Source organism: Metallosphaera cuprina Ar-4 (genome assembly GCF_000204925.1).
Taxonomy (GTDB): Archaea; Thermoproteota; Thermoprotei_A; order Sulfolobales; family Sulfolobaceae; genus Metallosphaera; species Metallosphaera cuprina.
The window spans coordinates 945,535-972,166 of record NC_015435.1; the positions used below are offsets into that span (position 1 = coordinate 945,535).

Annotated in this window: 27 protein-coding genes; 18 read left to right on the forward strand and 9 right to left on the reverse strand. The window is 44.5% G+C overall.

The features are described 5' to 3' along the window. Nucleotides 1-669: 669 nt before the first annotated feature. The 5 genes from MCUP_RS09760 (at nt 670) to MCUP_RS05095 (ending at nt 5,385) form a co-directional block, all read left to right on the forward strand. Nucleotides 670-1,509 carry a hypothetical protein gene (locus MCUP_RS09760; RefSeq protein ID WP_013737635.1) on the forward strand — a complete coding sequence of 280 codons (840 nt, stop codon included), beginning with the start codon at nt 670-672 and terminating at the stop codon, nt 1,507-1,509. Then, nucleotides 1,502-2,083: a ParA family protein gene (locus MCUP_RS09765; protein WP_013737636.1), complete on the forward strand. Its 582-nt coding sequence runs from the start codon at nt 1,502-1,504 to the stop codon at nt 2,081-2,083. Before MCUP_RS09760 ends, MCUP_RS09765 begins: the two co-directional genes overlap by 8 nt. Before the next feature lie 421 nt (nt 2,084-2,504). Next, nucleotides 2,505-3,269, forward strand: coding sequence for a hypothetical protein (locus MCUP_RS05085; RefSeq protein ID WP_013737637.1), 765 nt, complete (start codon nt 2,505-2,507; stop codon nt 3,267-3,269). A 978-nt stretch (nt 3,270-4,247) separates the two neighbouring features. Next, a complete protein-coding gene (locus MCUP_RS05090) occupies nt 4,248-4,508 on the forward strand; it encodes a hypothetical protein (RefSeq protein ID WP_048057501.1) in 261 nt (86 codons plus the stop codon). A gap of 280 nt (nt 4,509-4,788) precedes the next feature. Next, nucleotides 4,789-5,385 (forward strand): hypothetical protein, encoded by a 597-nt coding sequence (locus MCUP_RS05095; protein ID WP_048057502.1) that lies wholly within the window; start codon nt 4,789-4,791, stop codon nt 5,383-5,385. A gap of 110 nt (nt 5,386-5,495) precedes the next feature. On the opposite strand, the gene MCUP_RS05100 is transcribed toward MCUP_RS05095, so the two are convergent. The 3 genes from MCUP_RS05100 to MCUP_RS05110 are packed head-to-tail and all read right to left on the reverse strand — an operon-like array spanning nt 5,496 to nt 7,859. Further along, complete coding sequence (locus MCUP_RS05100; protein ID WP_013737640.1) at nt 5,496-6,377, reverse strand: hypothetical protein; 882 nt, start codon at nt 6,375-6,377, stop codon at nt 5,496-5,498. Further along, the gene (locus tag MCUP_RS05105) at nt 6,364-7,005 is read right to left on the reverse strand and encodes a lycopene cyclase domain-containing protein (protein WP_013737641.1); all 642 of its coding nucleotides are present in this window, start codon (nt 7,003-7,005) and stop codon (nt 6,364-6,366) included. The genes MCUP_RS05100 and MCUP_RS05105 overlap by 14 nt, the downstream gene beginning before the upstream one ends. A 5-nt stretch (nt 7,006-7,010) precedes the next feature. Further along, nucleotides 7,011-7,859 carry a phytoene/squalene synthase family protein gene (locus tag MCUP_RS05110; protein WP_013737642.1) on the reverse strand — a complete coding sequence of 283 codons (849 nt, stop codon included), beginning with the start codon at nt 7,857-7,859 and terminating at the stop codon, nt 7,011-7,013. A gap of 130 nt (nt 7,860-7,989) precedes the next feature. Between MCUP_RS05110 and MCUP_RS05115 the strand changes: the two genes are divergently transcribed. The 7 genes from MCUP_RS05115 (at nt 7,990) to MCUP_RS05145 (ending at nt 13,765) form a co-directional block, all read left to right on the forward strand. After that, complete coding sequence (locus MCUP_RS05115; protein ID WP_013737643.1) at nt 7,990-8,451, forward strand: sterol desaturase family protein; 462 nt, start codon at nt 7,990-7,992, stop codon at nt 8,449-8,451. Beyond that, complete coding sequence (locus MCUP_RS05120; protein ID WP_013737644.1) at nt 8,448-9,824, forward strand: phytoene desaturase family protein; 1,377 nt, start codon at nt 8,448-8,450, stop codon at nt 9,822-9,824. The genes MCUP_RS05115 and MCUP_RS05120 overlap by 4 nt, the downstream gene beginning before the upstream one ends. Before the next feature lie 534 nt (nt 9,825-10,358). Next, entirely contained in the window at nt 10,359-10,583 is a 225-nt protein-coding gene (locus tag MCUP_RS05125) for an AbrB/MazE/SpoVT family DNA-binding domain-containing protein (RefSeq protein WP_013737645.1), read from the forward strand. After that, complete coding sequence (locus tag MCUP_RS05130; RefSeq protein ID WP_237697966.1) at nt 10,564-10,971, forward strand: type II toxin-antitoxin system VapC family toxin; 408 nt, start codon at nt 10,564-10,566, stop codon at nt 10,969-10,971. Before MCUP_RS05125 ends, MCUP_RS05130 begins: the two co-directional genes overlap by 20 nt. A 474-nt stretch (nt 10,972-11,445) precedes the next feature. After that, nucleotides 11,446-11,625: a hypothetical protein gene (locus tag MCUP_RS05135; RefSeq protein WP_013737649.1), complete on the forward strand. Its 180-nt coding sequence runs from the start codon at nt 11,446-11,448 to the stop codon at nt 11,623-11,625. 300 nt (nt 11,626-11,925) lie between these two features. After that, nucleotides 11,926-12,111: a hypothetical protein gene (locus MCUP_RS09860; protein WP_013737650.1), complete on the forward strand. Its 186-nt coding sequence runs from the start codon at nt 11,926-11,928 to the stop codon at nt 12,109-12,111. A 259-nt stretch (nt 12,112-12,370) separates the two neighbouring features. Beyond that, a complete protein-coding gene (locus MCUP_RS05145) occupies nt 12,371-13,765 on the forward strand; it encodes an MFS transporter (RefSeq protein ID WP_013737651.1) in 1,395 nt (464 codons plus the stop codon). 241 nt (nt 13,766-14,006) lie between these two features. On the opposite strand, the gene MCUP_RS05150 is transcribed toward MCUP_RS05145, so the two are convergent. From MCUP_RS05150 to MCUP_RS05160, 3 genes are read right to left on the reverse strand one after another with little or no spacing between them, the layout of a single operon-like run. Then, nucleotides 14,007-14,912 carry an energy-coupling factor transporter transmembrane component T family protein gene (locus MCUP_RS05150; RefSeq protein WP_013737652.1) on the reverse strand — a complete coding sequence of 302 codons (906 nt, stop codon included), beginning with the start codon at nt 14,910-14,912 and terminating at the stop codon, nt 14,007-14,009. Continuing rightward, nucleotides 14,899-16,353, reverse strand: a complete 1,455-nt coding sequence (locus tag MCUP_RS05155) for an ABC transporter ATP-binding protein (protein WP_013737653.1) — start codon at nt 16,351-16,353, stop codon at nt 14,899-14,901. The genes MCUP_RS05150 and MCUP_RS05155 overlap by 14 nt, the downstream gene beginning before the upstream one ends. Next, nucleotides 16,350-17,015 carry a hypothetical protein gene (locus MCUP_RS05160; RefSeq protein WP_013737654.1) on the reverse strand — a complete coding sequence of 222 codons (666 nt, stop codon included), beginning with the start codon at nt 17,013-17,015 and terminating at the stop codon, nt 16,350-16,352. Before MCUP_RS05160 ends, MCUP_RS05155 begins: the two co-directional genes overlap by 4 nt. Before the next feature lie 270 nt (nt 17,016-17,285). Here MCUP_RS05160 and csx1 point away from each other — a divergent pair, with 270 nt between their 5' ends. From csx1 to MCUP_RS05185, 5 genes are all read left to right on the forward strand, one after another. After that, nucleotides 17,286-18,779, forward strand: a complete 1,494-nt coding sequence (gene csx1 / locus MCUP_RS05165; protein ID WP_013737655.1) for a CRISPR-associated CARF protein Csx1 — start codon at nt 17,286-17,288, stop codon at nt 18,777-18,779. Between the two features lie 197 nt (nt 18,780-18,976). Continuing rightward, on the forward strand, nt 18,977-20,518 hold the full coding sequence (locus MCUP_RS05170; protein ID WP_013737656.1) for an alkaline phosphatase family protein: 1,542 nt from the start codon (nt 18,977-18,979) through the stop codon (nt 20,516-20,518). Nucleotides 20,519-20,667: 149 nt separating this feature from the next. After that, nucleotides 20,668-21,192 (forward strand): hypothetical protein, encoded by a 525-nt coding sequence (locus MCUP_RS05175; protein WP_013737658.1) that lies wholly within the window; start codon nt 20,668-20,670, stop codon nt 21,190-21,192. Nucleotides 21,193-21,280: 88 nt separating this feature from the next. Beyond that, entirely contained in the window at nt 21,281-22,405 is a 1,125-nt protein-coding gene (locus MCUP_RS05180; protein WP_048057504.1) for an extracellular solute-binding protein, read from the forward strand. Continuing rightward, the gene (locus tag MCUP_RS05185; RefSeq protein WP_013737661.1) at nt 22,380-23,183 is read left to right on the forward strand and encodes an ABC transporter permease; all 804 of its coding nucleotides are present in this window, start codon (nt 22,380-22,382) and stop codon (nt 23,181-23,183) included. Before MCUP_RS05180 ends, MCUP_RS05185 begins: the two co-directional genes overlap by 26 nt. 529 nt (nt 23,184-23,712) lie before the next feature. Here the strand turns inward: MCUP_RS05185 and MCUP_RS05190 are convergent. The 3 genes from MCUP_RS05190 to MCUP_RS10100 form a co-directional block, all read right to left on the reverse strand. Then, nucleotides 23,713-23,934, reverse strand: coding sequence for a hypothetical protein (locus tag MCUP_RS05190; RefSeq protein WP_013737662.1), 222 nt, complete (start codon nt 23,932-23,934; stop codon nt 23,713-23,715). A gap of 72 nt (nt 23,935-24,006) precedes the next feature. Further along, nucleotides 24,007-24,549 (reverse strand): YeeE/YedE thiosulfate transporter family protein, encoded by a 543-nt coding sequence (locus tag MCUP_RS10095; RefSeq protein WP_013737663.1) that lies wholly within the window; start codon nt 24,547-24,549, stop codon nt 24,007-24,009. Between the two features lies 1 nt (nt 24,550). Next, nucleotides 24,551-25,144 carry a YeeE/YedE thiosulfate transporter family protein gene (locus tag MCUP_RS10100; RefSeq protein ID WP_013737664.1) on the reverse strand — a complete coding sequence of 198 codons (594 nt, stop codon included), beginning with the start codon at nt 25,142-25,144 and terminating at the stop codon, nt 24,551-24,553. A 1,009-nt stretch (nt 25,145-26,153) separates the two neighbouring features. Between MCUP_RS10100 and MCUP_RS05200 the strand changes: the two genes are divergently transcribed. Continuing rightward, nucleotides 26,154-26,462 (forward strand): hypothetical protein, encoded by a 309-nt coding sequence (locus tag MCUP_RS05200; RefSeq protein ID WP_013737665.1) that lies wholly within the window; start codon nt 26,154-26,156, stop codon nt 26,460-26,462. The last annotated feature ends 170 nt before the right edge of the window (nt 26,463-26,632 follow it).

Below are 26,632 nucleotides of genomic sequence, written 5' to 3' on the forward strand. Positions count from 1 at the left end.
AAAACGAATTTAATCGTTCGCCTTTATCATCCACGACTGTAAGTTTTCTCCATCAGGGCACGTGAAAACGTGAGACGTCAATTTGTTGATATCGTTGGAGTTATAGGTTGAGAGACCAAATTGTGGTATCAAACTGTTTTTTATCTTAGTATGAGGTAGAGCAAAAATCACGGAGAGTTTGCTTAGCAAGAAGCTATTTCGTCTAGTTATGGTAGTTCATCCATCAACTACCTCACGTTACGCTCACTTTTTTAACGTCGCTTGGTTATGTGTTTTAGATCTAACCAATCCTTTCCTTGCGGACCTCTTCATTACTTAATTCGTGGACATTCAACTTACTCTCATTACAAGGTAAACTAGCCTCAAAACTTTGAGCTGCATATCTCTCGCTCTTTATCGCCTAAGCTTCATCACATGGCTTTAGGATAAAAGACCTCTTATGTCCTAACAGCTGTTACTCTCGTTGAAGATCAACAATGTCAGATAATAACCCGGGGGGAAACATAATTAGCCCTTCGGATAGGATCTAAATCGTTCTCCGTTCTAGTACTCTCATTCTGGAATTCCTCTCTCGATATTTAAGATCTCAAAGGGCAACACAACGTGATTGATGCGATAGTTACAGAGGTGAGATTAAACCTTTTAAACGCTAAAATTAGATCCTAACTGATGAAATCGGTAGTAGAGGAGGTTATAACGTCCGGAGCTGTTACGTTAGCCGGCCTGATCCTTTGGCTCTTCCTACCTGTTTTCCAGATTAAGGGCATAAATTACGACCTGAGCATCACGCCCATAGGTTTCAAAACAGTGCTCTTTAACCAAAGTTACATCTTGATTTCGCCCCTAACTATAACTGCCTTAGTTTTCTTTGCTCTCTCCGCAATAATACCCTTTATCTGGACCTCAACTAGGTACTCCCTTTACTTGTCCTTAGCGTCATCGCTTTTGGGTGTGGCTATGATCGTTAACTCCTTCATCTTTCAAGAGAGGTACCTACACTTCAATGGGTACTCAGTGCTACCTACTGAAACTGGTTACTTTTACATCTCTTTTCCCTTATCATCAACGTATAACCTCCCGCTCTTCCTCCTTTTTATAGGCGCAGGATTTTCAATGGTAAACGCCATAACCAAGGCTAGATGGTTACCCGTGAGGAGACTTTCCCTCATAGAGAAGATGAACTTTAAGTTAAAAAACAACGAGTTAATAAAGGGCCTTTCGTTATTTGTTGATAACCTAGGGGTAGACGCCAAAGTGGAGGAGAGAGCTATTAAAACAAGTGGACTAATCATCACGAAAGCTGACAGTAGGACCGAACTACCTAACGATTTGTCTATCTTCTTCCCGCAAGGCGAGGTAATAATAATGGGGGAGGACGGAGCGTTACACATCGATGAGGATAGGAACGTTCAGTATTTAACCGTTGAAGAGGGTCTAAAGCTGGCAATGATTAAATTGATTGAAAGATCAAGCCTTAAGAGAGGAGAAGTAGCTGAGCTTTATGAGTAAAATAATTAGGATCACAAGCGTGAAGGGAGGAGTAGGTAAGTCCACTGTCGCCGCGTTCATGGCTAAATACCTGAGCGAGAGAGGGAACGTCCTAGTTATCGATCTGGACAATTTAGGTCATCTATCAAGTTTGATAGAGATCCTTCGATTGAAAGACGTAGAGGCAAGAAGGGAGCTAGGAGATCTAGATAAACTGAGGAAGATGAGCGGATACGATTACGTTATAATAGATGACCCTGACCTGTTGAAAGTTATAGAGGATCCCTCACAAGACATAATAAACGTTGTGATATCTGACGTTTTAGCGTTGGCTTCTACGTTAAAGTATCTAGATAAGATAGGTGGGGTAAAAGCGCTGATAGTTAACATGGTCCCTCCTTTACCTGCGGACTTTTCAAAGATCATTAAGGCAGTTAGAGAACTTAACGTTGACCTAAAGGCGGTTATCCCTTTCATACCTAAAATTTTCTCGCTACTTGTCAGACAAGATAGTAAAACTGAGCTCCCAATAGTTAAGAGGTTGGCTATCGCTATTGAGAACAACGAGTTTAACGGGGAGGTCATAACTCGATAGGGGATTTCAGGCTTTAAATACTAATGTCAACGCGTTGGCTCATCATAGGTTGGATTGATTTAAGTTCTCGATTTAAGTTCTCTTTCATCCCTAACTGATTGAAGCTGCTGAGTTTAAGACGACTATGAGGAGACCTTTAATTGTACACGTTAGACCGAGCGCCAGCTCAGCTCTAATTAAATAATCTCTTCATTGAAGATCAGGCTTAAAGCACACAACCGCATTAAGTTCTCTTTACCTCGACTCTCCTCATTTCAAGGACTTTAGTAAGATTAAACTCGAGGTCTCAAATATAGCTTAGTCAGACGTAACATAGTTGTTTATGGGCCTACCAAATTAGTTACCTTGGCGAAGTCCTGGCTAAGCGAACCCCTTAGAGCTATGAGTAAACTATATTTTTATAGACCGAACTTAGTCATGAATGAACGATCAACTCAAGATATTTATCGTTTCGCTTCTGATCATGCTAATAGTATCAATGATCGTAACCGTTGAGGCATCTAGAGTCTCAGTTAGTCCCGGGAGAGTTACCCCTCCTTACGCGGAGGTCACCGAGGCCGTCATAAACGATGGTAAGGTTACGGTGACGATATCTGTCAAGAACGAGGGATACAACGTGAGCGTCACTGGAGGATACGTTCAGATATATAACACGGGGCAAACGGTGAACGTGAGTCCTACAGGCTCACTAACGTTTAACGTCTCATTTCCTCTAACGACGACAATAGTTAACTTAGGGACCGTAACGGTTTTAGGGGTGTTAAAGGGATACATGAACGGAAACCCAATTTACATCTCCTTCTCAAGCCCTGTGAACCTTAACGTAATCATTAGCGCGCAGATTGTGAACTTCACTTACTATAACTACACCCTAACGTTTTACCTTAAGGTTTCAACCCCAGTGAACATCACATTAGTTAAAATTGGAGGTTTAAGCTTAGTAAATAGCAACTTATCATCTATAGTAGTAAGGATGCCAGCTCAATTTTTAGATCAAAGCCTTCCTCCTGGGTTAGACTACGTAAAGGAAGTGTTCAACGTAACGCACGTGAACGGTTCTGAGACGTTCGATAAGGACCTGAGAGCTGGGTACGCTTATTACATTGTGAGTTCACTTTATTCCACCCTAAACACCACTCCCCCAAGTAATTACACGTTTAATCTATATTGCATTGAGCGATATTGAAGAGTTAAACACGACAAGAGTCTGGAGGAGCTCCTGTTCTCAACAAATCTGATGGAGGAGATCACAAATAAGATCTTTAGCTTTCAGTTTCAGGTTTATTTGATCCAATTTAGATTGGATACCTGATTTTTAACACGTATAATATGAGATAACAGGTCTTCAAGGTGAGCTTAAGGTCAAGGGTTAACCTTTAATGAGGAGCAATGCCTAGCTTCGTTTCAACCAAATTAGCCCAAGCAGTCACTTCTTCCTCCCTAACCTTAAGAATGATAAGAACGTCATTTCACAATTTGTATAGCGTACGTAAACTCGTATTTTGAACCCTGGGTTAAACCGTCTTGATGAAATGTTTGAGTCAGTTCGTGTTCCGACGTAATCACCTCATAACGTATGACAGTCCCGTTAAAGGGTTTTGACAAAAGCGTTCACTTAACCTTTAAGGTTAAACTCACACTAAATTCAGGTTTACTTAAGAAGCTGCGCCGTTGAGGATGGAAGTTTATTTAACGATATGACGGAAGACCAATATGGAGAGTCCCATCTAACGTTAAGGTTATATTTTTGATTTGCTAAACGGACTTTAGTTAATTTATGATTAAGAGGTTTGCAATCGCTCTGTTATTGCTCGCTGTACTACTCCCTTCAACGTATCACTCAAACGTCGTATACTTCTATCATAATGACTTTAGGATAGGCACAGTAAGCGTGTTGAATCCGCACGGTTACCCGAATGGTTACTTGGTATATTTACAATTCTATTTCATTCGGATTCCGATATATAGCATATCATCAAATTCACATGTATCATACTCTAATAATCTATCCATTTCAATTTATACAATTTCGCTTACTCTTAAACAAAATTTCACAATAAATACTTCAACGTTTAACGTAAATTCTCCTTCTACGTTGATCATTGTTCCGAGGTATTATTCAATAAATACAATAAATAATCGCCTAACTTTTAATAATATTCAGATGTCAATAATAGGTAAAAACTTTAATCAGAACGTCTACCTTGTTAAATCCGGAACTATAATTAATAATACCTACAGTATTCCGCTTAATCAATCGTTTTACACGGTGAACGTATCTTGGAGTATGATTAAAGGGCTACCTCCAGGAAATTATGAGGCCAACATCACGTTATGTGTGATCAATTCGTATGGCGGTCCGCAGTACATATATTTCTGGAATTTAAGCATAACGTTTAATTATACAAAATTTTTACTCCTATGAGGATAACTTTTAGGTCCTCTCTCTGTACAACGGACTTAAAAATTTATAGTTTAAAATCACTTTTTCAACTCCATGAAGGATCATATTCGTCATTTTATATTTCTTACATTGACTTTCTTAATAACAAACTTGACGAGTCGCCCCTCCTCATGACCTAATTTCCTAGTATTAGTCCCTTCCTTGAAATTAGTAGCTAGCGTAATTACCTCTCACGTAAGCCGTCTAAAGGACAGCTCTGACTTTTAGAAAATTTTATAAATAGATAATTCTCGAGGAATTAATGAACAAAATGAGCTTAAGTTCTCTGTTACGTGGCAAGAGAAAGCTTCTGGTTCCGCTATTGTTTTTAACATTCCTCTTACCCATCGTGAGCGCAGACGTAATATACTTCTACCAGGGTACAATAAATGTTTCCACCACTCAATCTCCCATAACTTTGGCAGTGGGACCTAACGGCAACGTCAATAATTACATCTCCACAACTGTCCCACAAGGTAACAGCTCATTTACAGCTAACATTTACGTAACCAACTCGACGTATGCATATTTCTACAATGCTGTTAAGATGAATGTTAACAAAGCTGGTAATCTATACACTAATGTCACCATAAGTCCATCCACAGCTTCATATATTAACAACATGTGGTTGATAATATCTTCATCCTCTTCAACTTACGTGATCCAGATAATACAGAACGGAAAACCGATTTCGTCGCAAACCACCTATACGCTAACTCCAGGGACCTATTACATAAGCTTCCTCGTACAGCCCAACACGCCTCTGCCCAATCCTTCACAATCTATAATTGAAACTGTTACTGTAAACCTCGGAGATAACTTGGTGTCAAGTACGCCGATACCGCTACCTCCTGTCTAAAACGAAAATTCCAACTTACGTAAAAAGAGTAGAAAACTTTTTTGATCCTCTTTCTAAACTGTCATAAGCAATAATTTCACCTTTTTCTCTTAACGTCTCCTAGATCACTCCTATGTCATTTTCCCTTTTAACAAGCCTGAACGAATTAGATGATTAAAGTATATCTCATTAACGAACGTTCTGGCGAACCTAAGCCTTCCGAAACCTAGACTAGCCCCTCTCATCTCCCTCACCTTATAATTTACGATCTCACTCTTTGAAACCAAGGAAAAAACTAAGTCCTCGTGAGAGTTGATGAACGTCTCATCCATTAACCTGGATTCAGGCTTCAAAATCATGAAGCTCCCCGCGTTAATGACCCTAGCCGCTACTTCTCCTGCTAAACGCTTGAAAGGACCTACCATACTCTCTATCACGGTGATAACCTCCACCCCTAACCTCTCCCTATGCCTAAGTACCTTCCCGTAAACTTCAGCAGGAGCGAGAAGAGGACCCATCACTCTCATACCCTTAATGAAGCTTTCCTTCACCTTAACAAGCAGAACTGGGTAAGTGTGATACTTACCTGGAGAGGCCATAATGAGTTCAGCGTTAGAGACAACGCTCAGCTCATCCTTCAGCTTAGCTATGGAATCGGCGTACGTGACGTCATCGTTTGAGACCACAATCCACGACGGTTTGAGTTCCTTAGCCCTCTTAATCCCTTCGTTAACGCTGTGAGCGTAATTGAAGAAGGGTCCTCTACTCTCCACAAATATTATGTGAGCGTTCCTGTAGACCTCTCTCGCTCTCCTAGCTAGATCTCCATTGGAGTCCGCAGTTGGTATCACCACCACGATCTCTTGATCCCCTCCCTCCTCATGAAAGCTCACCTGCTGTTTTGGTCTCTCCTTCATCCACTTGATGACCTCCTCTCCCTTCACCTTAGAGTAGAGGTAGTAGAGGTCCCGGAGGTCACCTTGAAATAGGCGCTCTATCTCATCGCTGTTCAACTCTCTCTCTCCTCTTGAAGCGCCTATAAAAAAGGGTGTAGAAAGTGAGCATCGAGAAGGAGTAAACGAAGTCCTCAATAGGTATGGTAAGGACTCTAACGTTAGTAATACTCCTTCCGTACTCCACAATTGGTAGTGAAGTTAAAAGGTAATCGAACACGAGGAAAGGTACGTAACTCAAACCTATGAACCTCCAGAAGTTAAGTGAGGAGAGCATCCTCCTGTCCAAGACGAACGTTATGAGAAGCGAGAATGAGAGGTATATCAGATCTATTGAGGTGTAAGAAAGGCGAGCCGTGACCAATGCCAGTATCAAGGACGTTAAGCTAAGTGAGAGGGCAACCTTAGGGACGAACCTGATCTCTCTGTCCTCAAACCTAGTTACGAAGTCGTAGATCATTAGCGTGGCGAAAGGTGTGACGAAAAAGAACATGACCTCCTCAATGGGTAGGTCAGTCACGTAAACGCCAAGCACGTAGTTCTCGTTGAAGGACCAACTGTGATATAGAGTTGCAAAGTAATCCCAAATCAAGTAGATAGGAGAGACCAAAGCGATGGACTTCATTAGAGCTACGTAATCTCTCCTTACGTAAAGCAGAGAGAGCACTAACGTCGGTAAAAACATCATGAGGTCTATCTCAAGATAGGCAACCTTAGGTTGGAAAATAGGGTCCACAAGTACACCTCTATGTAGTTCTTAAAAACTGAGGACACTATCCTACTTCTTCTAGGCTTTACCTTCCTACTCAGCACTAGACAAGGGTAGGCCTTGATCATCATTCCAGTCCACTTGTACATGTCCGACGCCGTCTTTATAGGTATTAAGTACCTCCTTGGGATGTACTTATATCCTCTCTCTGCCCCCCTCTCAAAGGAGAGGTACCTGTTCACCTGAAACCTAATGAATTCTGAGAACTGAGGGGTGCACTCAAGCGATGACACTCCGAACTCCTCCATCTCATCCTTAGGAAGGTAAGTCCTACCTAGGTACTGATCTTCCTTTACGTCCCTTATGAAGTTTAGGTATTGCATGCTCCTACCTAACATCCTCGCGTAATTTCTGGACTCCTCAGGCAGGTCTAGGACCCTCATCATGAAGAGACCTATCACTTCTGCAGAACCGTACATGTATTTGAGGGTCTCATCGAGAGAGTAGTACACTTTCTTGTAAATGTCGGATTCCATAGAGTCTAGGAACGCTTCAACCCACGATTCTTCAAAGTTCTTCCTTCTCATTAACTCCACGAAGCTAGATAGGACTACGTTACCGGTCTCCTCTCCGTCCCTCTGCCTCTCATATAGCCTCCTGAGGTTGTAGAACTCCTGAACCCTTTGAGGGACGCTGTCAACTAGGTCGTCAAAGACCCTCACGAACGCGTAGAGCTTAGTCACGTCCTCCCTAATGTGAGGTGGAAAGAACAGAGTGCTGTTGTAGTAAGTTGTACTTCCCTTCCTAAATATCTCGTTGAGTTCTGACCTCAATTAAACCATGTTAAAGAATCTCTTATAGGATTAAACAATGTGTAAGGACCGGCTTAACTCACTCTTTTATTAGTCTGAAAGAAAGGTTTGAACTAAGGTTTAATATGCGTCAGAAGGTGATCTAAACGTGATGAGCGTACTAGATCTTCAGTTCGTAGGTCTGGCCTTGCTGATGTTCTTTTCCATGGAGATAATAGCTAGGTTGATGCACAAGTACGTGATGCACGGGTTCATGTGGAGCGTTCATGAGGACCATCATAAGGAAAGACAGGCTGAGCTTGAGAAGAACGACCTTTTCGGCCTGTTGTTCGCCGGCGTAGCGATCCTCCTTTTAGCTGAGGGTATACTGAACCATGACCTGTACTATTTGAGCTTAGCAATAGGGATGACTATGTATGGTGCTGCCTACTTCGTTGTCCACGACATGATAATCCACGATAGGCATCTCCACTTGAGGTCTTGGGGAATGAGGCACAGACCCTTCCGTGACCTTATCTTAGTTCATGACGTTCACCACGCTGAGGGCGAGGGAAACTGGGGTTTCCTCTTCGTGATTAAAGGTGTAGATAAGGTTCCCAAAGTGAAATCATGAGAGTAGTTATAGTGGGAGCAGGGATAGGAGGGATATCCTCGGCCCTCCTTCTGAAGAAGAGAGGGTTCGAAGTCGTCGTAGTTGAGAAGAACGACACGCCCGGAGGGAGGGCAAGGTACTTCCAACAAGGGGAGTTCAAGTTCGACATGGGACCTTCTTGGTACCTCATGCCTGAGGTATTTCAGGATTTCTTCTCCTCACTTGGGGAGGAAGGTCACCCTGTAATTAAGGTCGAACCGAAGGTTAGGATAGATCAGGGTAAGTTGGGGGAGAAGGGAGAGTCCATAACGTTCTACAAGGATGAAAGGGGAGAGGAGCTTCAGAGGTACCTGGAGGATACGAAATTTATGTATGAGCTCTCCAAGAAGTTCATCAGGAAGGAGATGACGGTTCTGGACTTCCTGGACAGGGATATCCTAAGTAACGTCTCTAGGTTCCCAATATTCGAGACGTTGGACAGGTTCAACTCTAGGTACTTTAAGGAGGAGATAATGATGAAGTCGATGGGCTTCTCCTCCGTTTTCCTTGGAGGTTCACCATATAAGATCCCAGCGATCTACGCTATGATAAACTACTCCATATTCGCTCAAGGCGTTTACTACCCGGAGGGAGGTTTTGAGGGATACGTTAAGAGACTCTATAACTTAGCCAGGAGGATGGGAGTTGAGTTCAAGTTTAACTCCCCAGTTAATAAGGTGAAAGTTGAGGACAAGAAAGTTGTCGCGGTTTACTCGGGGGAGGAGAGGATTGAAGGGGACGTCTTCTTGTTCAACATGGACTATCACTACGCAGACAATCTCCTACCTGAACCGACCGTAGAGTGGAGCGAAAGGAAGCTCGCCCCCTCCTCGATTTTAGCCTTTTTGGGAGTTAAGGGTGAGGTAAACCTACCTCATCACACCGTAATTGTAAACGGAGACTGGAGGGATCACTTCAGCTCCATTGAGGAGAGGAGGCTCCCCTCTATTGAGAACATGTCCTATTACGTGAGCTACAGGAGGGCGACGGACGACAAGCTGATGGGGCAGGACCTGGTAATCCTGATACCTGTGGCTCCAGGACTTAGGAAAGAGAGCAGTCTGGTGGACGCGGCGTTGAAGGACCTAACTGTGAAGAGCGAAAGTAAGTTTGAGGTAAAGTACATGAGGACTTACGGACCGGAGGACTTCTCTCAAGACTATAACGCCTACCTAGGTACTTCTTTCGGTCTAGCTCACACCTTGGATCAGACTGGCCCCTTTAGGATGCCTATGAGGAACAAGAGATTCAGGAACCTATTCTACGTGGGACAGTACACGCAACCAGGAATCGGAGTACCTATGGTTACACTCTCCGCAATGATTGTGTCCAAAAAAATATCGGAGAGTTTTTAACCATCTCTGAGCTGGGCTCACAGGGACCGGAGGGCCAGTCGGCGCCGCCTCTAAGTTAGGAGCTTAGGAACCTAATGTCTATCCCGGGATGAGAGCCTAAGGGAAGCGAAAGGGAGACCTAGCTAAGCGAATTTAGAGCGTGACTCAGCTAGTGCGAACAACTTCACGGTAGGACTTAGTTCTCTCATCTCGCGCCCCACCTTTCTGATCAAAACTCATTTCGCCGGAACGCTCACGTCAGATTTAAGCTCTCTTTAGATCGAAGGTCCCCCTCCTCTTTTCAATATCCGTCTTGATCAAACTTCACTTCCGTTACGTCTTCACGAAGAGAAGGCAAGTCCTCAGAGTAGAGCAAAAGTCATGGCCTCACTCACGAAAAGGTGAAAGGTAGCTTAACAAACTCCCGTCCCGTTGAGGGTGCAAGGGTAAGGCGTAGCGATTTCGTGAGCTCACCAGATTTAGCAAAGATACTGTGTAAACCCTACGTTCGCTCAGGACGTAAACCTTTAATAATACGTATACGTATACTACATTATGGTGAAGGTCACAAAGAAATATCAGGTTACGATACCTGAGGAGGCAAGGAGAAGGATAGGGTTGACCTCAGGGGAGGACGTGGAGGTGATCCCGATCAACGATAACGAAATACTCATAAGGAGGAAAGTGAAGAAGGTTAAGGATCCCCTCTCCACGCTTATTGGAAAAGAGGAGGAGGTAGAGGTTCCACCGGAAGTAGTTGATGAGCTTGCGGAAAGGTAGGTACTTCATAGACAGCAACGTTTTCTTTTACGCCAAGATAGGGGACAAGAGGTACGGAAGGTGCTGTAGTAGAGTTATAAAGAAGATATACTCTAGGGAAATCGAGGCTTTCATCGACAGCCTAACGTTGCTGGAGGTTAGTAACTCAATGATGAAGTTTAGGTTTCCTAGAGATGAGGTGAAGAACGAGATAAATGCGATCCTCTCTTTACCCATTTCGGTGATAGAGATAAGAAAGGAGGACGTAGTTGAGAGCTTAAAGATGGAGCTTAACCCTTACGACGCTCTACACCTCTTAATCTCTGAGAGGCTGGGAGCCCAGGTGATTACGGCGGATCGAGACTTTGATGACTTCAATAGGGTGGACCCTTGCGATCCATCACTCTAGGTTTAAACTAACCCTCCTTAAGAGGGTAACTAGGCAAAGGCCTAGAGGATCTCAACGTTTTCGTTCCCAGCTCTCACGAGGTTGTTCACCGCTTAGTTAAACTTTAACGTCCCGTTTTTCCCTGACTGCCTTACATTAGGTAAGGATACTCATATCGTGTTCAAGTTGAGATCTCGTTAGCTATAGCTCATAAGCTTAGCTTTCAATCTTTGAATTTCGCTTCTTTACTCACTTGAGGGTCTTACTAATCTCTTGAGCGCTAAAATTGGAGAGATAAGCCTTTCCTCCTCTCGGGAAGGAAAGGGTGAGGCCAGCCCATTCCCTGAGCGTCTTAAAAAACGGAAGGGCTAACATTAGGAAATTAGGTCATGAGGTTGTGAGGAGCGACTCGTTGACTTTATTATTTAAGAAAGCTAATATAATCATAATGAAATCACGTTTAGAATCCTTCATGGGGTTGAAAGTAACTATCCTGTGAACTTGACGTTCCTGCTCTTATCTTACTTCCTTTACGGTTTCTTTGAGAACGCCTATTGGTCTACCGCCTTGGCCGGATTGAAAGAATACGTTAACGATCCCTCCAGATCGGGTCTGGCCGCCTCGATGTGCATCGATTTCCAACCTTGGGGTTGCGCTGATCCCTTGGATATTTAGGAACGGTTTTCCTAGGTGAAGGCGGTTCGTCATTCATTGTAGTAATTGAACTCATTGCGTTCCTTCTCTCCTTCTTCGTGTGAAATTTTCCCCACGGTAAACTCGTGAGCCCTTTCGCATTTAGTTTAAAGGCGTAGACTTCAACGCGTCCCTTAGAGGTTTCACGTCCTAACTTTCATGCTGATCTGAGAAGGTGTAAAGTCTAGTTAAGAAGGTAACCGTGGAGATCAAGGGGGACCTAAGGAACCACCTCACTTTCGATTTACTCCCTCCTCAACGCGAACGTTAGGTCTGTTGGCCATGGTAGACTGTAAGAAGATTAAACTAGTCTCAAAGTCTCCATTCGTTTTAACATCAATCCAGAGCTTTCCCCCTGCAGGTCTAGGATTTTCGTTCACCTCCTTAGAGTATCAAGACGTGTGTTTTCTAGGAGAGACCTTCTCTTTTAGGCTTCACAAGTTCAATAGATCCCTTTTGAAACTTTGAGTTAAATCGTCCCTCAGTTACCAAAGGGGAGAGCCCTTCATGATCCCTCTTGGTTTGAGTAGAAGCCCTCTGAGGATAGGGAGAAGATCTAGAGTTAGAAGAGGGTTTGAGTTCACGAGTTAGACGAAAGAAGGTCATCAAGATTGGGAAAGTCGCCCTAACTCGGACTATATAGAGAACGTAAGTTATATAGTAATAAATAGGATAATATTTTCTATATTCATCATTTTTATTAGGAATTAAGGATATGTCAGGACAAATGAACCTTAAAGACGTTTTCAAACCTTTAGATGAGGCAAAATTCAACGTCTATCATCTCAATAGCCTTCTTATAACAACGCTCGGCATGTTCACTATAAGTTACAACACAACTTTTGTGGCAATAGAGATAGATAACCTCTCAAAGATATTTCACGTTAGTGGAATACTTTTTGTACTTTTAGCAACTTCCTCCCTCTACGCCGCAGTGATAGGAGCGCTCATCTTCGGGTTCATCTCTAACTTTAAGGGGAGGAAAGCGGTTTACGGTTACGAAGCGCTCCTATTGTCAATAGGTTCGATCTTGGGGTCCCTTACCAACAACGCGATTGAGATGATACTCACTCAGTTCATATTCGGGATAGGGATAGGAGGGGACTTCGTAATGTCCCCCATAGTCTTAGGTGAGTTCGCCGAGGCCAGGGATAGAGGGAAGCTCCTAGCTTTCGCCGTCGGAGTCACTGGCCCTCTAGGGAGCGTAGCCAGCTCCCTTGTGATCCTCGCATTGAACTCCCTTAACGTGCCGACAGACCTCAGCTATAGGATAGTTCTAGCATTAGGATCCATAATCCCAGCTTCGATAATATACCTTAGGAGAAAGGTGCCCGAGTCACCGAGATACCTAGCTAGGATAAAGGGTGATAACGAGGAGTTGAAGAACGTGATAAAGAAGGTTACAAACTCTGACGTGAGTGTTAACGCTGATCTGAGGGATAGAACACCTTGGTTTGAACTCATGAAGAGGTACTCCTGGTTCATCTTCCTCGCTGGGCTACTCTGGTTTTTGGATCACATGGTCAACCCAGGGGGAGTGTTCTCCCTAGCTTTGGTTGCTAAACCTATAGGGATAACCAACTTGGCGCTCTTCAGTCTACTCGTGACCGTGTTAGCCTCAATACCGGGAGGCCTTTTGAACCTAGCTCTGATCGATAGGTGGGGTAGAAAACCTCTAGAGGCTATCGGTTTCCTAGGGATGGGACTGTCCTTAATAGCCTTCTATCTCTTGAAGAGCTTCATATTGAGTTCCTCGGGGGACACGTTGGCTGTGATAGGAGGGATAGTTCTTGGGCTTTACCATTTCACTCACAACCTGGGTCCCGCTAACATTAGCGCTGCGGGGATCTTTAACGTGGAGTTAATACCGACTAAGATTAGAGGGATAGGTTCGGGATTGGTGGTGGCAATAGACAGGACAGGTGCCTTAGTTAACTCTGCCATATTTCCTTTTCTAGTATCTAACTTCGGCTTGGGACTAGCTGTGGGTTTGGGAGGGTTCCTAGGGATCGTTGCCGCAATCGCGACGCTGGTTTTAGTCCCTGAAACGAAGAGGAAACCTCTGGAGGAAGCCACAGGGGAGGACAGGAGCTTCAAAGAGTTCGAAGAGGTGGAGAAGTGATTTTAACTTTAGACTTTAAAGGAGCCTCACGCTGGAGATGAGTCCTCACTTTCGTAAACTGAAGATATGAAATAGTTTTTTAAAAAAGTTTTAAAATTGATTAATTTTATACACCCTTACGTTATCGTAAAGGGGATGTTTTCCTTGAAAGGTAGGTCTCGAGATGAGACAAGGCACTGCCTGAAACCGTGTGATCTAGTTAACACGAGAGGTTAGTATAGGACGTTCCAACTCCCTCAGCTCACCTAAAGGGGACGGCAGGGATCAAACCTATTGCGACCAGGTAGAGATCAATTGAGGCGAAAACGATCGAGATCACTAGGGCCACCTTGTCCCTAGCAGAGAACTTCAAGTCTTGTAGTTCCGTCCTCCTCTTTGTGGCCATGAAACATCTGGTCTCTGCGGATATGCCCATCACGACTGCCTTCCTGAACAGGAAAACGGTCGTCGGTACTATAGATCTGAACAGGGCGATTACCCTTTTCTCCCCTCTCATCACCTGGATCTTATAGGCGGTCTCAGCCACGTCAAATATCCTAGGTATAGTTAAGATCGCCACGCCCAGCGCGAAGGTCAGCGCCAGGGGGGCCTTGAGCTCACTTAACGCGTCTATCACCTCTGTCACCGTAGTGGTCATTAATATTATGAAGGAGAAGAGGAACATGGGCCAAACCCTCATGGATATTTGAAAACCGTAGATGAGCGCCTGCTCCGTCAAGTCACGGTTGACACCAAAGATCGAGAAGTAACTTGGGAAGACCCATAAAACCTTCTGATCAGGACCAAATATCAAGTTGAGAACTGAGGGAGACGCGTATATTGCGCTCCCCCAACTTGTTCCTATGAGCTGCATTAAGGAGAACAGAGCGACCAACCTTAGCCTTCTTAGGAAGAAGAAAAACGAGAGCGTGATCAATCCCGTTATGGCTCCGACCCACCATATAGATTGGGAGCTCACTACGGTGAGCAAAAGGAGAATAACGAACTTGGTGACGGGATTGAGTTCGTGTAAGAAGGTCTTGCTCTCCACGTATGAGGTGAGCCTCTTGAATCCGGTGAACCCCAACTTGGCGAACAAGAGGTAGATAGGGAAGGTTAAGCCAAACAAGTATAGGTACCAACTCACCACGTCACTAATTAGGCTCATCCTCGATCTCCGACTCCGTAACGACTCCGTACTTGCTTGCGAACCTCAAGTCTTCTGGACTACCGTCCAGCCTTATCCTCCCCTTATCTAAAACTATTAACCTGTCACCGAAACGGTAGGCAAACCTAGGATCGTGAGTCACAACGAGCACTGCCACCCCCTTCAGCTTGAGCAAATCCATGCCCAGAATCTCCTTATGGTACATGTCCTGACCTGTGGTCGGTTCGTCCAAGAGCAAGACCTTGACCCCTGATATTAGCACCGACGCTAGGGCTAACCTTCTCTTCTCTCCAACTGAGAGAAGTAAAGGGTCCTTCTCCCCTTTGAGGCTGAACTCCTCCAGGTATCTCCTAACCAAGCTAGCGTCGGCCTTCCTGAGCTTAGCAACGTAGTTCAGCTCCTCCTCCACCGTCCTACTCACGAAGAGGAGGTCAACCTCTTGAGGTAAGTAAGCTATGTACTTACCCCTCTCCTTAGGGTTGGTCAGATCCCTTCCGTTCACCTTCACGTACCCCTCGAACGTGAACGAGTTGGGTAGAAGTCCAGCGAGCGCCCTCAGGAGAGTGCTCTTCCCGCTCCCGTTCACTCCCATCATAACCGTTACCTCATCCTTCAGGTTAAGCTCCGCCTCAACTAACGTCCTCTCCTTTTTGACATGGACGTAGGACTCTAAAATTGTGTTATCTCCCCTCCTTCTCCTAACCCTCTGAATCTTGGTCGGGGTCTCAATTCCCAGCTCGTTTAACTTATCGTAGAACTTAGGTACTTCCTCCCTGGGGACGTCTAAGGTAACCTTTCCCTCCTTAAGGACAATCACTCTGCTTACGTAATCTAATACCTTGCTCAACTTATGTTCAACTATTATCAAGCTCGTCCTCTCTCTCAGCTTGGACAACTCGGAAAGTACCTCCTTGGTACCCAGGGAATCGAGACTTGAGGTCGGCTCGTCGAGGATGAAACCTTTAGGACGCATGGAGAGGACGCTCGCCAGGACGACTCTCTGCTTCTCCCCTCCGGACAAGCTCATGGTGTCCCTCTCCAGAAGATGAGATACGCCGCACAGCTTCGCAACCTCGTTTATCCTCATGATCATCTCTTCCCTTCTCAAGCCCAGGTTCTTCATTGGGAACGCTATCTCGTCCCTGACGTAGTAGTTTAGGATCTGGCTCTCAGGGTCTTGAAGTAACGTCCCAACCAGAAGGGAGATCTCGTGCACTGATAGCCTTGAAGCGTCTCTAGAGAAAACTCTTACCTCACCTGAAACCTCACCTTGAATCAGCTTAGGCACTACGCCGTTTATCACGCTCGTGAAGGTCGACTTTCCGGATCCTGACCTTCCAGTTAAGAGGACCGACTCTCCTTCCTCAATATCTAACTTATCTATAGATAGAACGGGGCTGTCAAACTTAACCTGAAGGTCTCTCACCCTTACGAAGCTCACCTGATCACCTTAGCTACCCTGTTAGCTACTATCGCTGAGACCGCACCGATGAACACGTCCCCTGGTATGTAAGTTAAGAGTAGGTACGTAACCCTCTCGTGATTGGGAACGAAACCGAAAACTATGGGAGCGATGAAACCGTAAGTGAAGAAGGGATGAACGAAGGAGAATAAGAACCCTAAAATCATGCCCTCAGCTATGGCGAAGAGGGCGAAGGACTTCACACCTATCCCGAAGAGCTTCCCCTTAGTTAGAAGAACGGCTATGTCAATCATCAACCCGTAGGTTAACACGTCCTCAATGATCCAGAGAGGTTCCCCCGCAAACGAGAAGTGAATTAGGTCGCTCACTATGTCGTAAACGGCCATGGAGGCCATTCCTACCCCCACCTTTCTAACTACTGCAGCCACAATGAAGAAGACGAAAATTCTGAACCATACGGGAGGATTAACAATCGGGTAGATCCCTGAAGGGAGAAATATGGCGTCTCCCACCACGTGGTCCGCAATGGCGATGAGTGCCCCTCCAACTCCAATTATGGCCCAGTCTATCGCGTTAAGCTTAGTCTTTCCTTTCCTCATCACGAAGAAGGCCAATACCGCAGCTACAACAAAATAAATCACGAAAAGTGGAATTAGGGCCTCGACCTCAGGTTTAACCATGTAAGATCTTTATATATGTATTTAAGGATATATTTATGCCTTACCATAATTCTTTTATTTAGAAGTGACTTTTAAACTTTCTAACTTTTTTAATATATCTTAATTTAATAATATTAATGAAGTTAGTTGACCTTACCTTTTACGTTAAGGCTAAGGAGAGAGTGACCTCTCTTACGTCACGGCTTTGAACCTGCTTAGCTGGGGCTAACAGTCCTCCTTGGAGTAGCTTGAACACAACAAGCTTATAAAAATCAAAAAGGAATTAATTTAATGCGAGTTTTAGTTGCTGCCTGGGGACTTCCTACTTGGAAAAAGGTAAATTACTGTGTGGAAGACACTAAAACGGAAAGTAGTTCCTCAACCTTAGCGTTGATAGATAAATATAAACCTGATAAGACAATCATAGTCCTCTCTCTATCCCTGTTCGCTAGATACGTTAACAAATTGAGCGCGCTTGTTAATAATAAGACTGTAAAATACTGTGATTTAGAGAAAAAATTAAGGAACTTAGTATTAAACGATAATAGCTATGGAGCAATAGTTGAAATTAAGGATAGGATTGAAAAAGGGGAGATTGAAATGGTGTTCGCCCCAGGAGTTGGAAAGTTTAGTCTCGGTAGTCAGAGCCAACCAAAGGTCCTAACGTTAGTTGAGAATTACTGGCCTCCCACTAGGAACAAAGTTAACGCTGAGAGTCAGGGGGGACAGACCGGGACGAGGGGAATAAACCTCTACTTCATTGAAGTCTACAGGAGAGTTAGTGAGGCGATAAGGGACAGCGAGGACAAGTTGGAGCTTTACGTTGACCTCACTCATGGAGTGAACTACATGCCCTATCTGACAACGGAGGCGGTGAGACTCGCGGCTATGGCTAATGCAAAAAAGGGTGTGTCCATAAAGGTGTTCAACTCGGATCCTGTCCTTGTAGATAACACCTTGACGAACGAGTGCTATCAAATAAACCTGGTCAACAGCGTCAATATAGAATCGAATTACGCCTTCAATCAAATAATGAGGGAGGTTTTGGTGAGGGACTCTGACCGTTTTAAAAAGTCAGTTAACGTCAGTTGTCTGGGAGATTTTAAGGTCTTAAAGAGTGCAGATGAGTTGAAGAGGCTAGCTAGGGCAGCTAACGGAGGTATCTTCGTTCTAATTAATCATTTAGCCTGTGAGATAGATCGCATGTTAAAGGAGATCGATAGGAGACTTGACATATCTAACATTGACGTTAGCGTAACTCAAAACGGTGACGAGATTAGACTTGAGTACAACGCTACTTCAGTTTGTGAGAAGGATAACCTTTCAATACAGCGTATCCTTTCAATACATTCAGAGCTGGCTTACGTTCACGCCATGTTGAAGGCCTTGAGTAAAATTAATGCCCCAGAAGTCACCCTTGAACTCCTTGATAAGTGGGCAGACGAGTACGGTGATACAACGACATCTGTCATAATCAAGGACGAGGTAGACAAAATGTCGGAAGTGAGTTACCTTAAAGACTTACTTAATAATATCATGAAGAGCCAAGACAAGAGGGGTAAAGCCGACATGAGAAACATGTTAGCTCACGGCGGGTTAGAAAAAAACGTTATTTATATAAAAATAAAAGGAGAAGACGGGAAGGAAATAGAGGATATAAATAAACTTGGAAAGGAGGCCGGGAAGATAAATAAGGGGGATGTGACGGTGAGTTACTGCCCAGATGGGACTGAAGGAAGCGATGAGTGCTACGATAGCTTATCATCAATACTTAAAGAGTTTTGATCGCACATCTCGCTTGATCCTACCCTCATGGAGGACGAACTGTCACAAGCTTCACGCTTTAAGATTAGAGGAAACCTATTGAATAATTATTCAACGATTACATTTAAAACGATTAACTACTCCTCAAAACATTTCCTATATACATGTATATAGCCAATATAGGAAAGGTTGATATGTAACTAGCGTTATCACCTCTCATGAGAAAGTTAACCTTCCTACTCCTTCTCCTCTTCCTTGTATCTCTACCGGTTCACTCTCAATCCTCCACACCTATTAAGCACGTCATAATCGTTATCATGGAGAACCACTCTTTTGACAACCTCTTCGGAACCTATCCCTTCGGCTACCCTCCTATCGTAAATAACGTAACCTTATCTTTAATGGAGCCTGAGGGACTCTATCGCAATTACTCTCAGCTCTTGAGCTCGAGGGACGGGATCCTGAACTACATATCGGTTCCAGACGTACCTTGGTTGCCTCTAACTTACTCCCATCCGTATTACGCAGACGCTTACTCAACCGTTGACCCTTACGAAGGATGGTCCTCCTATCACGGAGACTACTGGTTCGGCTCCCCCTCAGGTTTCGTCTACTACTCAGGTCCTCAATCCTTAGCGTACTTCTCGTATCAACAGCTCTCCCCCCTTTGGGACTACGCTGAGGAGTACGTCCTAGCGGACGATTACTTTTCCCCGGTCTTGGGTTTAACCGAACCAAACAGGATAGCTTACCTTACTGGTTTCCCTCCGAGCTTTTACACAGATGAGGCAAACGAGGTCTGTCCTCTAAACGCGAGCGTGATGTATCAACTCTCAAGCCACAACGTGTCCTGGGGTTACTACGTTTACTCACTTCAGGGTATACCCTATCCGCTGAACGCCTTCCAGGACATATCTGAGTTCTCTTCTCACTTCAAGAACCTATCGACCTTCTACTCTAACCTAAGGGATGGCGATCTCCCCTCCGTTTCCTGGGTTATGTTTCTGGGTGGCTCCAGCGACAAGTACGACATGCACCCTCCCTACAACGTCACCTCAGGCGAGGTTCAGCTCGTCAGAGTGATAAACGCCGTGATGGAGAGCAGATATTGGAACTCAACCGTCATCTTCGTAACTTTCGATGAGGGAGGAGGATATTACGATCAGGTGGTTCCCCCAGCCATTAACCACTTCGGTCTAGGTCAGAGGGTACCGCTGCTCATCATCTCACCCTACGCTAAGGAAGGCTGGATAGATAACTACACCATGAGCGGGTACACTCTCCTAGGTTTCATAGATTACAACTTCAAACTACCTTACATCACAGAGTGGAGCTCCGAGGGAGTCCAAGGTCTCCTTCAGTCCTTCAACTTCTCCTATCCTAGGCCACCTGTTATCCTGAGCCCTGGAAACTGGAGCTACCCCATCCCTCTTCAAGAGGAAATACATTACGGTTACATAGCCAGCGTACCTAACTACAAGGGATACTCTCAGATCTATCCCATGCCTGAGACCTTCGCTCTCATACCTGTTCTCTTGATCTCCTTCGGCCTGTTCTTTTACTCTCTCAAAAGGAGAAACCTTATGAAGTACTCTATGGTGCTCTTCCTCATCTCGGTTATCATCTCCGCTTACGTCTACAGCTCTAACAACGTCTACAGCTTCGTTAGTGAGTACTACCTCACCGCCTCACTGATAGGTTTCCTAGCCAACGGTGCGTTACTCGCTAGGAGGTTTAGCTCACATGCCAGGTCAGCTTGATCTACCCCTTTCAGGAGACGGTGAGCCCCTTAGCTCGGTTATGACCAATCTGATGATGAAGCTCTCCCGTTCTGGAACTCCCTTGAACAGTTTAACCGTGACTTCGAACCCTTCCTCGTTTCAGAGGAGGTCCTCTAGGTGATCCACTAATGATCCTTCCCTTTATAGTATCGTTCGTGCCCTGTTCCTTCGAGGGACTGGAGATGGCAATGTTCACTTACCTAGCCAAATCGGTTAACGCTAGGTCAGCGACAGTAGGAGTCATCCTGGGGATATCCTCGATATTCCTCATGAGTTATGTGGTCTATCTAGCTCTTCCAATTCTCATTACTGACACGAGCGAGCAGCTCATGAGGTACCTCTTGGGGGCGGTTCTCTTAACCTTCGCTACCGTCTTCCTCTGGAGGGACTACCCCTCACCTAAGGGGGCTCTCCTCACCGCCGCCCTAGGTGTAGCGGCTGAGGGGGTTGAGGTGAACCTCTTCGAGATCTCCTCTTACCTCATGACTGGAGACTTAACCCTTGCGTTCCTAGGGGGTACCTTGGGGTTCTCGTGGGTGTTAGCCTCCTCCACTCTGTTATTCCGTAAGTTCCCCAGGCGCTTAATGAGGGTCGTTTCGATCTCAACTCTCTACGTTATGGGTTTCGTAGTTCTCACCAGTGGGTTAGTTTAGATCTAACGTCCCTGTATTTTTCTTTTTTCTACACTTTATAAACAATAAGAGAAAACTTTTTATATAGAAATATTACTAACAGGATATAATGACTGGTAAAGCCCTTACTAAAACCCAGGCTGTCCTCATAGTTGTTATCATAGTGATAGCAGCTATCGCAATAGTCTCCATAGAGTTGATCCCACATTCCGCTAAGTCCTCCCATTCCTCAACCACTACCTCCTCCTCAACCACTACCGTGACACCTACAAATCAGTCCGTCACTGTCTACGTTGCGGGCGCTTACATAGCGATACTCAACTATTTAGCCAAGCAGTTTGAGAATCAGACCGGGATACAGGTTCACAACGTTCCTGGAGGAGCTTTCGCGTTGGCCTCTCAGATCGCAACCACGACCCCTGAACCAGCAAACGTTTTCGTACCGGTAGCTTACATTCAGGCTGTACAGCTCGAGGGATCTAGGAACCCGGGGTGGGCCATAGCTTTCATATCCGATCAGATGTCCATAGTTTACTCCAACTACACTACGCAATCCCCTTACTGGTCTCAGCTCTACTCTAACTACACCATGGCCATGAAGACTAACGAGACTACGTATTGGTTCAACTTCTTCAAGCTCCTCTCAACTAAGTTCACTTTAGGTATTTCCAACCCTAGCTCTGATCCAGAGGGCCTATTCGCAAACCTAATGTTCCAAATGGCGGGGAAGCTCTACGCTCACAACGAAAGTTACTTCACATACCTACTTAAGAACAACCCTAACGTTAAAGTGGAACCTACCACAGCGGATTACGTTGCCCCGTTAAAGGCAGGAGAGCTGGACTTCACCTTCTCTTACGTCTCCTACGCGGTATCTCAACACCTCGATTACTTCCAAATGCCTCCTTGGCTCAGCTTCGGATACTACCCCAACGAGACGAGCTGGTTCTCCTCCTTTAATTACACTATAAGCGTAAACGGTCAACAACTCAACATACGCGGCAACCCGGTATACCTTTACGTCACAGTACCCAGGAACGCATCGGACACTCAGGCCGCGTACAAGTTCATAGAGTTCTTAGTCAAAAACGTGAACGAGCTTTCAATGTTCCACGTTACGCCCGTAAGTCCTCCTATCATATTCTATAATAACCCCAATGACGTACCAAAGCCTATAATGAACCTCGTGAACTCAGGGGAACTAAAGTATGGGGGAAACTTCTCGGCAATTTAGGATAGACAAGTTAAAGGTATACTCTTTTTTCTCAATCGTTCTCTTGATCGTGCCTATAGTTTACCTCCTCTTTTACGGTTACGGTCCCTTCTTCGTGAGATCGGAGGCGTTCAGCTCATCTCTCCTCTCTTCGATAGCTCTAACCTTCTTTTCCTCAACCGTCTCTATCCTAATCATAATCTTGATATTCACTCCCCTAGCGTTTTACCTCGCCAGACACTCCAACCCCCTGATTGAGACTCTCGTTGACGTCCCCGCCTCCATCCCTCATCCTCTAGTTGGGATAGCCCTCGTCTTCATAGACAGTCCAACCAATCCTCTTGGTAGGCTACTCTACTATCACGGGATAAACTTCTATTACACCTACCTAGGGATGATTCTGGCACTGGTGATAGTTTCCTCACCGATTTACATCAGGTCAATGCAGAACTTCTTCGAATCCATTCCCACCTCTTACGAGAGGTACGCTAGGGGTCTAGGAGCTTCAGAGGGAACGGTGTTCCTCTACGTTATGTTACCTGAGTCCATAAGGGGGATAGTATCCTCGGGTTTGACCTCGATCTCTAGGGCGATAAGCGAGTTCGGCTCAATCGTCATTGTGGCTCCCTACGTCACTGGGTGGATATTCAACGGGGATTATAACGCCTCAGTTTACATCTACAACCAGTATCAAACTTACTTTAACGCGTCGATAACCTCGTCAGCGACCCTCCTCCTCTTCTCGATAGTGCTCATCGTCGTAATAAGGGTCGTGAATCACTTCCTGAAGGGAAGATGAAAAAGACTTAAGACGTTTTTAACATAAACCGTTAGGTATCTGGTTTCGAATCAAACGTGATTCCGCCTTTGAGAAACCATGTTATCCTCAACTCGATAGAACTTGAAGTTAACTCCGACCTAAGAGATCTCCTGGTTTAACCTGAGACTACACGAACCTAGCCTAGCGACCTGGCTAAGCTTCAATTAGTTAATTTCTCAAACTAACAACTCACAAGTTTAAAACCCTCGAGATGAAGGACTGCCTCCGTTCGATCCGAACTACTTCGAAACAACTCAATTGAGGTAAGAGAACGTAAGACCTTTCATCGTCGTTAAGTCCCACAATGGGTTCATGAACGCTGTTGAAGAAACTCTACGAATTTAACTGAGGAAGCCGCTGAACTCATCACGTCTCCACCTATGGAACTCGAGTATGAAACTACACCAAGAAAATTTCATATAATAGTTCATCTAAACACTTAATTTCCTTATAAGGCGTTTTAAGTTAGAATTTATTTCTAATAAAGATTAGAAAAGAAAAAAATATTTTATTTACTCCTAACGTACCCCGGATATTTAGATCTATACCATATCGCAGTAATCGCTAAAGTTATCACTAGTATGAACCCGGTTATTGCTACAGATGAGGGCTTAGGATCATAGCCGCTGTAGAAACCGTTAGTTATGGCTGCCGCAACGATCATTAATGCTGTCATCGCTATGATAAACGCCTTCACGTCCCTTTCGTTCTTTCTCCCTACTTTCTCCATAACCTCTTCACCTTCTGCTATATATTAACTTACTAGATATCAACATGCTAACCATCACCGCTAGGAAGAACTCTATACTGCTAACGGCCATTTGTAGGTCTCTAATATGTGGCCAGATGCGCACCCACCTGCCATTCTAGCTCCGAACAGGACAAGGTAAGCACCTATGAACGCTCCAAACGCTCTCTTCACTTCGCTATCTCCAAATCTAGTAGTCCAAGTTTTTGGCATCCATTTATTAAACGCTTGGAATCTACGAGTTACGAATACAGCAGCTAGGAACGCTCCCAATAAGGTTCCTATGTCGCTATAAGGTTCCCAACCAATAGTATCAAACACTAATTTACTGTATGAAAAGGTTGGCAACCATAAGTAGCCAGCTATCCAACTGTAGGTTGTTGACTCTCCAAATATTTGGTGCAAGAACATTTCTAACACCACTGTAGCTCCAATAATTACTCCAATGAACGTTAGGAGTCCCCTCAAATCAGAGCTGGGAGCCCAATACTCGTTCGCGCTTTTCGCTAATCTGTCATCAGGTCCTTGGGGCATGGCGGAACCTTCGACCAACATCTCACTCGTCTCCCTATGCATCGCTAACTCGTAATCGCTCATTTTATAGTTTGAATGGGTTTGTATAATAAATGCAGCTCTTCCCTTCCTTATATCTTGGCAAGTAATATGATATTAAAAACATTATAATTGCCCACGCTATTGCTATTCCAAAGCCTATGTCTAAGTTAGTTGCAACCTTACCTCCTAGGTATACCTCACCGAAGTTTAAAGTGTTTACAAGCCATTGTCCAGCTGAGGTCTGATAAAGAACCGTCCATGTAGATGCCCCTAATAGTCCGCCTAATAGGGCGAATATCGCGTCTCTACGTCCTTCACCCAAGGCCATCCACACTGTGCCAGGAACGTAGCCAGAAATCGCTATTCCTAACCCAAAAAGCAGTCCACCCATTAATATTCCTACAACGTATAACGGCTTTATTCCCCAGTGAAATCCCACTCCCAACAAAGACAAGCCGTACAATAGTACTGCTCCAGCACCTATCGCTATTGCTATGCAGTTTATGAACAATCTATCTTCCCATTTGGATAATTTAAGGAGAACTTTCGGGTTTGATATTCCCCATATTTCTGCCAAGCCACCTATTATCGCTCCTATGAATATTCCTACCCAGTCTGGAGCCGTGAAAGTTATCATTTTAATCACTACTTAAACTTTTTTTACTTTATCTTAAATATATTTCATATTGGACTGATGATAAAAAATTTGAGGTTGGAGAGGAAGTAAGTTAACAACTCTGAGACCTGGCCTAATTGAGGTATTGAGCTTAGAGATCGTGCAACCGCTAGGTGTTTGGACGAGCTGTTCTCTCTAACGTTCTAGTCTCTTTCAAGTTATTTTTCTAAAGGAAAATAAAGATAAAGTATAAAAAGATGTGGGTTTTGAGTTTATCCTCCTATCGTTGATCAGTGAGATTTGATTTAGAGATTTGCTATTATTATTTAAGCATCTTCAAAGATTAGAATGAGTTAAAGACTTCAAAAGCCTCCTCAATGACAATTGATTTTGAATTTTTTATCGTTAACTTTTATAACGGGCACGCGTTCGTGGCCTTTCCATATAGGGATGAAGTGGAACCCTTGGACTCAAGTTCAAAACGACTTCAAATCTGTTGAAGTGTTCAAAAGTAGATAAAAACTTTAAGATATAACTTAACGTCTTCTTTGTCCTTACCTTTCGCAAGTCCCGTGATCAAAAACCTTGAGTTCAATAGGACCTTAAGTTTGGCCTAAGGGCGAACTCACTTAAAGGTTGGACAAATTCATGTTCTTATCTGAACTAAATTAAACTATAAGGGACTCAAGGGTAGGGACGCGTTTGAGGGCGTTTCATCTAAGCGTGAGATGATGGGTCTTTCAGACGAGAGTGGCTAACTCGCGATGACGTGAGGCTTAACGTACTACCTCATCGAAGTCAAACCTTCAAAAGGCAATCGAGCTCACCTATTATCCTCACGAGTCTAAACCCTTCATCATGACAACCCAGTTTAAAGTTCAGCCGAACTAGGTCAGAGGATTAGCCTCTCAACGCTTGTGTTCTTCTCGACTCATCGTGAAGTTCCACGAGTTCGCTAGACACTCAACTCAACGCTTGGCTCCGTCCCGACTCTTTAATATATATATGAGAAGTTCTCTAATAGAGATGCATGGCAAGCAAAAACAGAAAAGCTGTCAAGAGGAGAGACGCCCCTGCGAAACAAGGAAACTGGTCCTCCGGACTCCACGAGGCGGCCAAGTCTAACAGTTACGCTAAGGGGGTAGCTGAATTCCTAGGGATTGATCCTGAAATAGTCAAGGACTCCTATCCGGTCCGTAATTGGAAAGAGTTCGCAGAGAAGGCTGACGAGGAAGCCTATCGTAGAAGGAGAGATGGTAACTACTCAAAAAGGTGGCTTGAGGCTTACAGGGCAGCTTACACCACACCTGAAAAAGAGGAAAAGCAGCTTTCCAACTAGGGCCCAGTCCAAGATCCCTAGTCCTTTCACGATGGAGGTATTTAACCCATCGATTTCCTAAATGACCTCACCTAAGGTTCCTTAGAGTTAATCTCAGCTCTCGTGTGCCCAAGCGATGAACTGGATCCTCTTCTCTCCCTTGTCACAACTTCACCCATCTATTGTGGCAA

Excerpts from the sequence above, each read along its gene's own strand:
- MCUP_RS09760 (WP_013737635.1), top strand. The coding sequence starts at position 670 with ATGAAATCGGTAGTAGAGGAGGTTATAACGTCCGGAGCTGTTACGTTA.
- MCUP_RS09765 (WP_013737636.1), top strand. The coding sequence starts at position 1,502 with ATGAGTAAAATAATTAGGATCACAAGCGTGAAGGGAGGAGTAGGTAAG.
- MCUP_RS05085 (WP_013737637.1), top strand. The coding sequence starts at position 2,505 with ATGAACGATCAACTCAAGATATTTATCGTTTCGCTTCTGATCATGCTA.
- MCUP_RS05090 (WP_048057501.1), top strand. The coding sequence starts at position 4,248 with ATGTCAATAATAGGTAAAAACTTTAATCAGAACGTCTACCTTGTTAAA.
- MCUP_RS05095 (WP_048057502.1), top strand. The coding sequence starts at position 4,789 with ATGAACAAAATGAGCTTAAGTTCTCTGTTACGTGGCAAGAGAAAGCTT.
- MCUP_RS05105 (WP_013737641.1), bottom strand. The coding sequence starts at position 7,005 with ATGATGTTTTTACCGACGTTAGTGCTCTCTCTGCTTTACGTAAGGAGA.
- MCUP_RS05115 (WP_013737643.1), top strand. The coding sequence starts at position 7,990 with ATGAGCGTACTAGATCTTCAGTTCGTAGGTCTGGCCTTGCTGATGTTC.
- MCUP_RS05120 (WP_013737644.1), top strand. The coding sequence starts at position 8,448 with ATGAGAGTAGTTATAGTGGGAGCAGGGATAGGAGGGATATCCTCGGCC.
- MCUP_RS05125 (WP_013737645.1), top strand. The coding sequence starts at position 10,359 with ATGGTGAAGGTCACAAAGAAATATCAGGTTACGATACCTGAGGAGGCA.
- MCUP_RS05130 (WP_237697966.1), top strand. The coding sequence starts at position 10,564 with ATGAGCTTGCGGAAAGGTAGGTACTTCATAGACAGCAACGTTTTCTTT.
- MCUP_RS09860 (WP_013737650.1), top strand. The coding sequence starts at position 11,926 with ATGGTAGACTGTAAGAAGATTAAACTAGTCTCAAAGTCTCCATTCGTT.
- MCUP_RS05145 (WP_013737651.1), top strand. The coding sequence starts at position 12,371 with ATGAACCTTAAAGACGTTTTCAAACCTTTAGATGAGGCAAAATTCAAC.
- MCUP_RS05150 (WP_013737652.1), bottom strand. The coding sequence starts at position 14,912 with ATGAGCCTAATTAGTGACGTGGTGAGTTGGTACCTATACTTGTTTGGC.
- MCUP_RS05160 (WP_013737654.1), bottom strand. The coding sequence starts at position 17,015 with ATGGTTAAACCTGAGGTCGAGGCCCTAATTCCACTTTTCGTGATTTAT.
- csx1 (WP_013737655.1), top strand. The coding sequence starts at position 17,286 with ATGCGAGTTTTAGTTGCTGCCTGGGGACTTCCTACTTGGAAAAAGGTA.
- MCUP_RS05170 (WP_013737656.1), top strand. The coding sequence starts at position 18,977 with ATGAGAAAGTTAACCTTCCTACTCCTTCTCCTCTTCCTTGTATCTCTA.
- MCUP_RS05175 (WP_013737658.1), top strand. The coding sequence starts at position 20,668 with ATGATCCTTCCCTTTATAGTATCGTTCGTGCCCTGTTCCTTCGAGGGA.
- MCUP_RS05180 (WP_048057504.1), top strand. The coding sequence starts at position 21,281 with ATGACTGGTAAAGCCCTTACTAAAACCCAGGCTGTCCTCATAGTTGTT.
- MCUP_RS05185 (WP_013737661.1), top strand. The coding sequence starts at position 22,380 with ATGGGGGAAACTTCTCGGCAATTTAGGATAGACAAGTTAAAGGTATAC.
- MCUP_RS05190 (WP_013737662.1), bottom strand. The coding sequence starts at position 23,934 with ATGGAGAAAGTAGGGAGAAAGAACGAAAGGGACGTGAAGGCGTTTATC.
- MCUP_RS10095 (WP_013737663.1), bottom strand. The coding sequence starts at position 24,549 with ATGAGCGATTACGAGTTAGCGATGCATAGGGAGACGAGTGAGATGTTG.
- MCUP_RS10100 (WP_013737664.1), bottom strand. The coding sequence starts at position 25,144 with ATGATAACTTTCACGGCTCCAGACTGGGTAGGAATATTCATAGGAGCG.
- MCUP_RS05200 (WP_013737665.1), top strand. The coding sequence starts at position 26,154 with ATGGCAAGCAAAAACAGAAAAGCTGTCAAGAGGAGAGACGCCCCTGCG.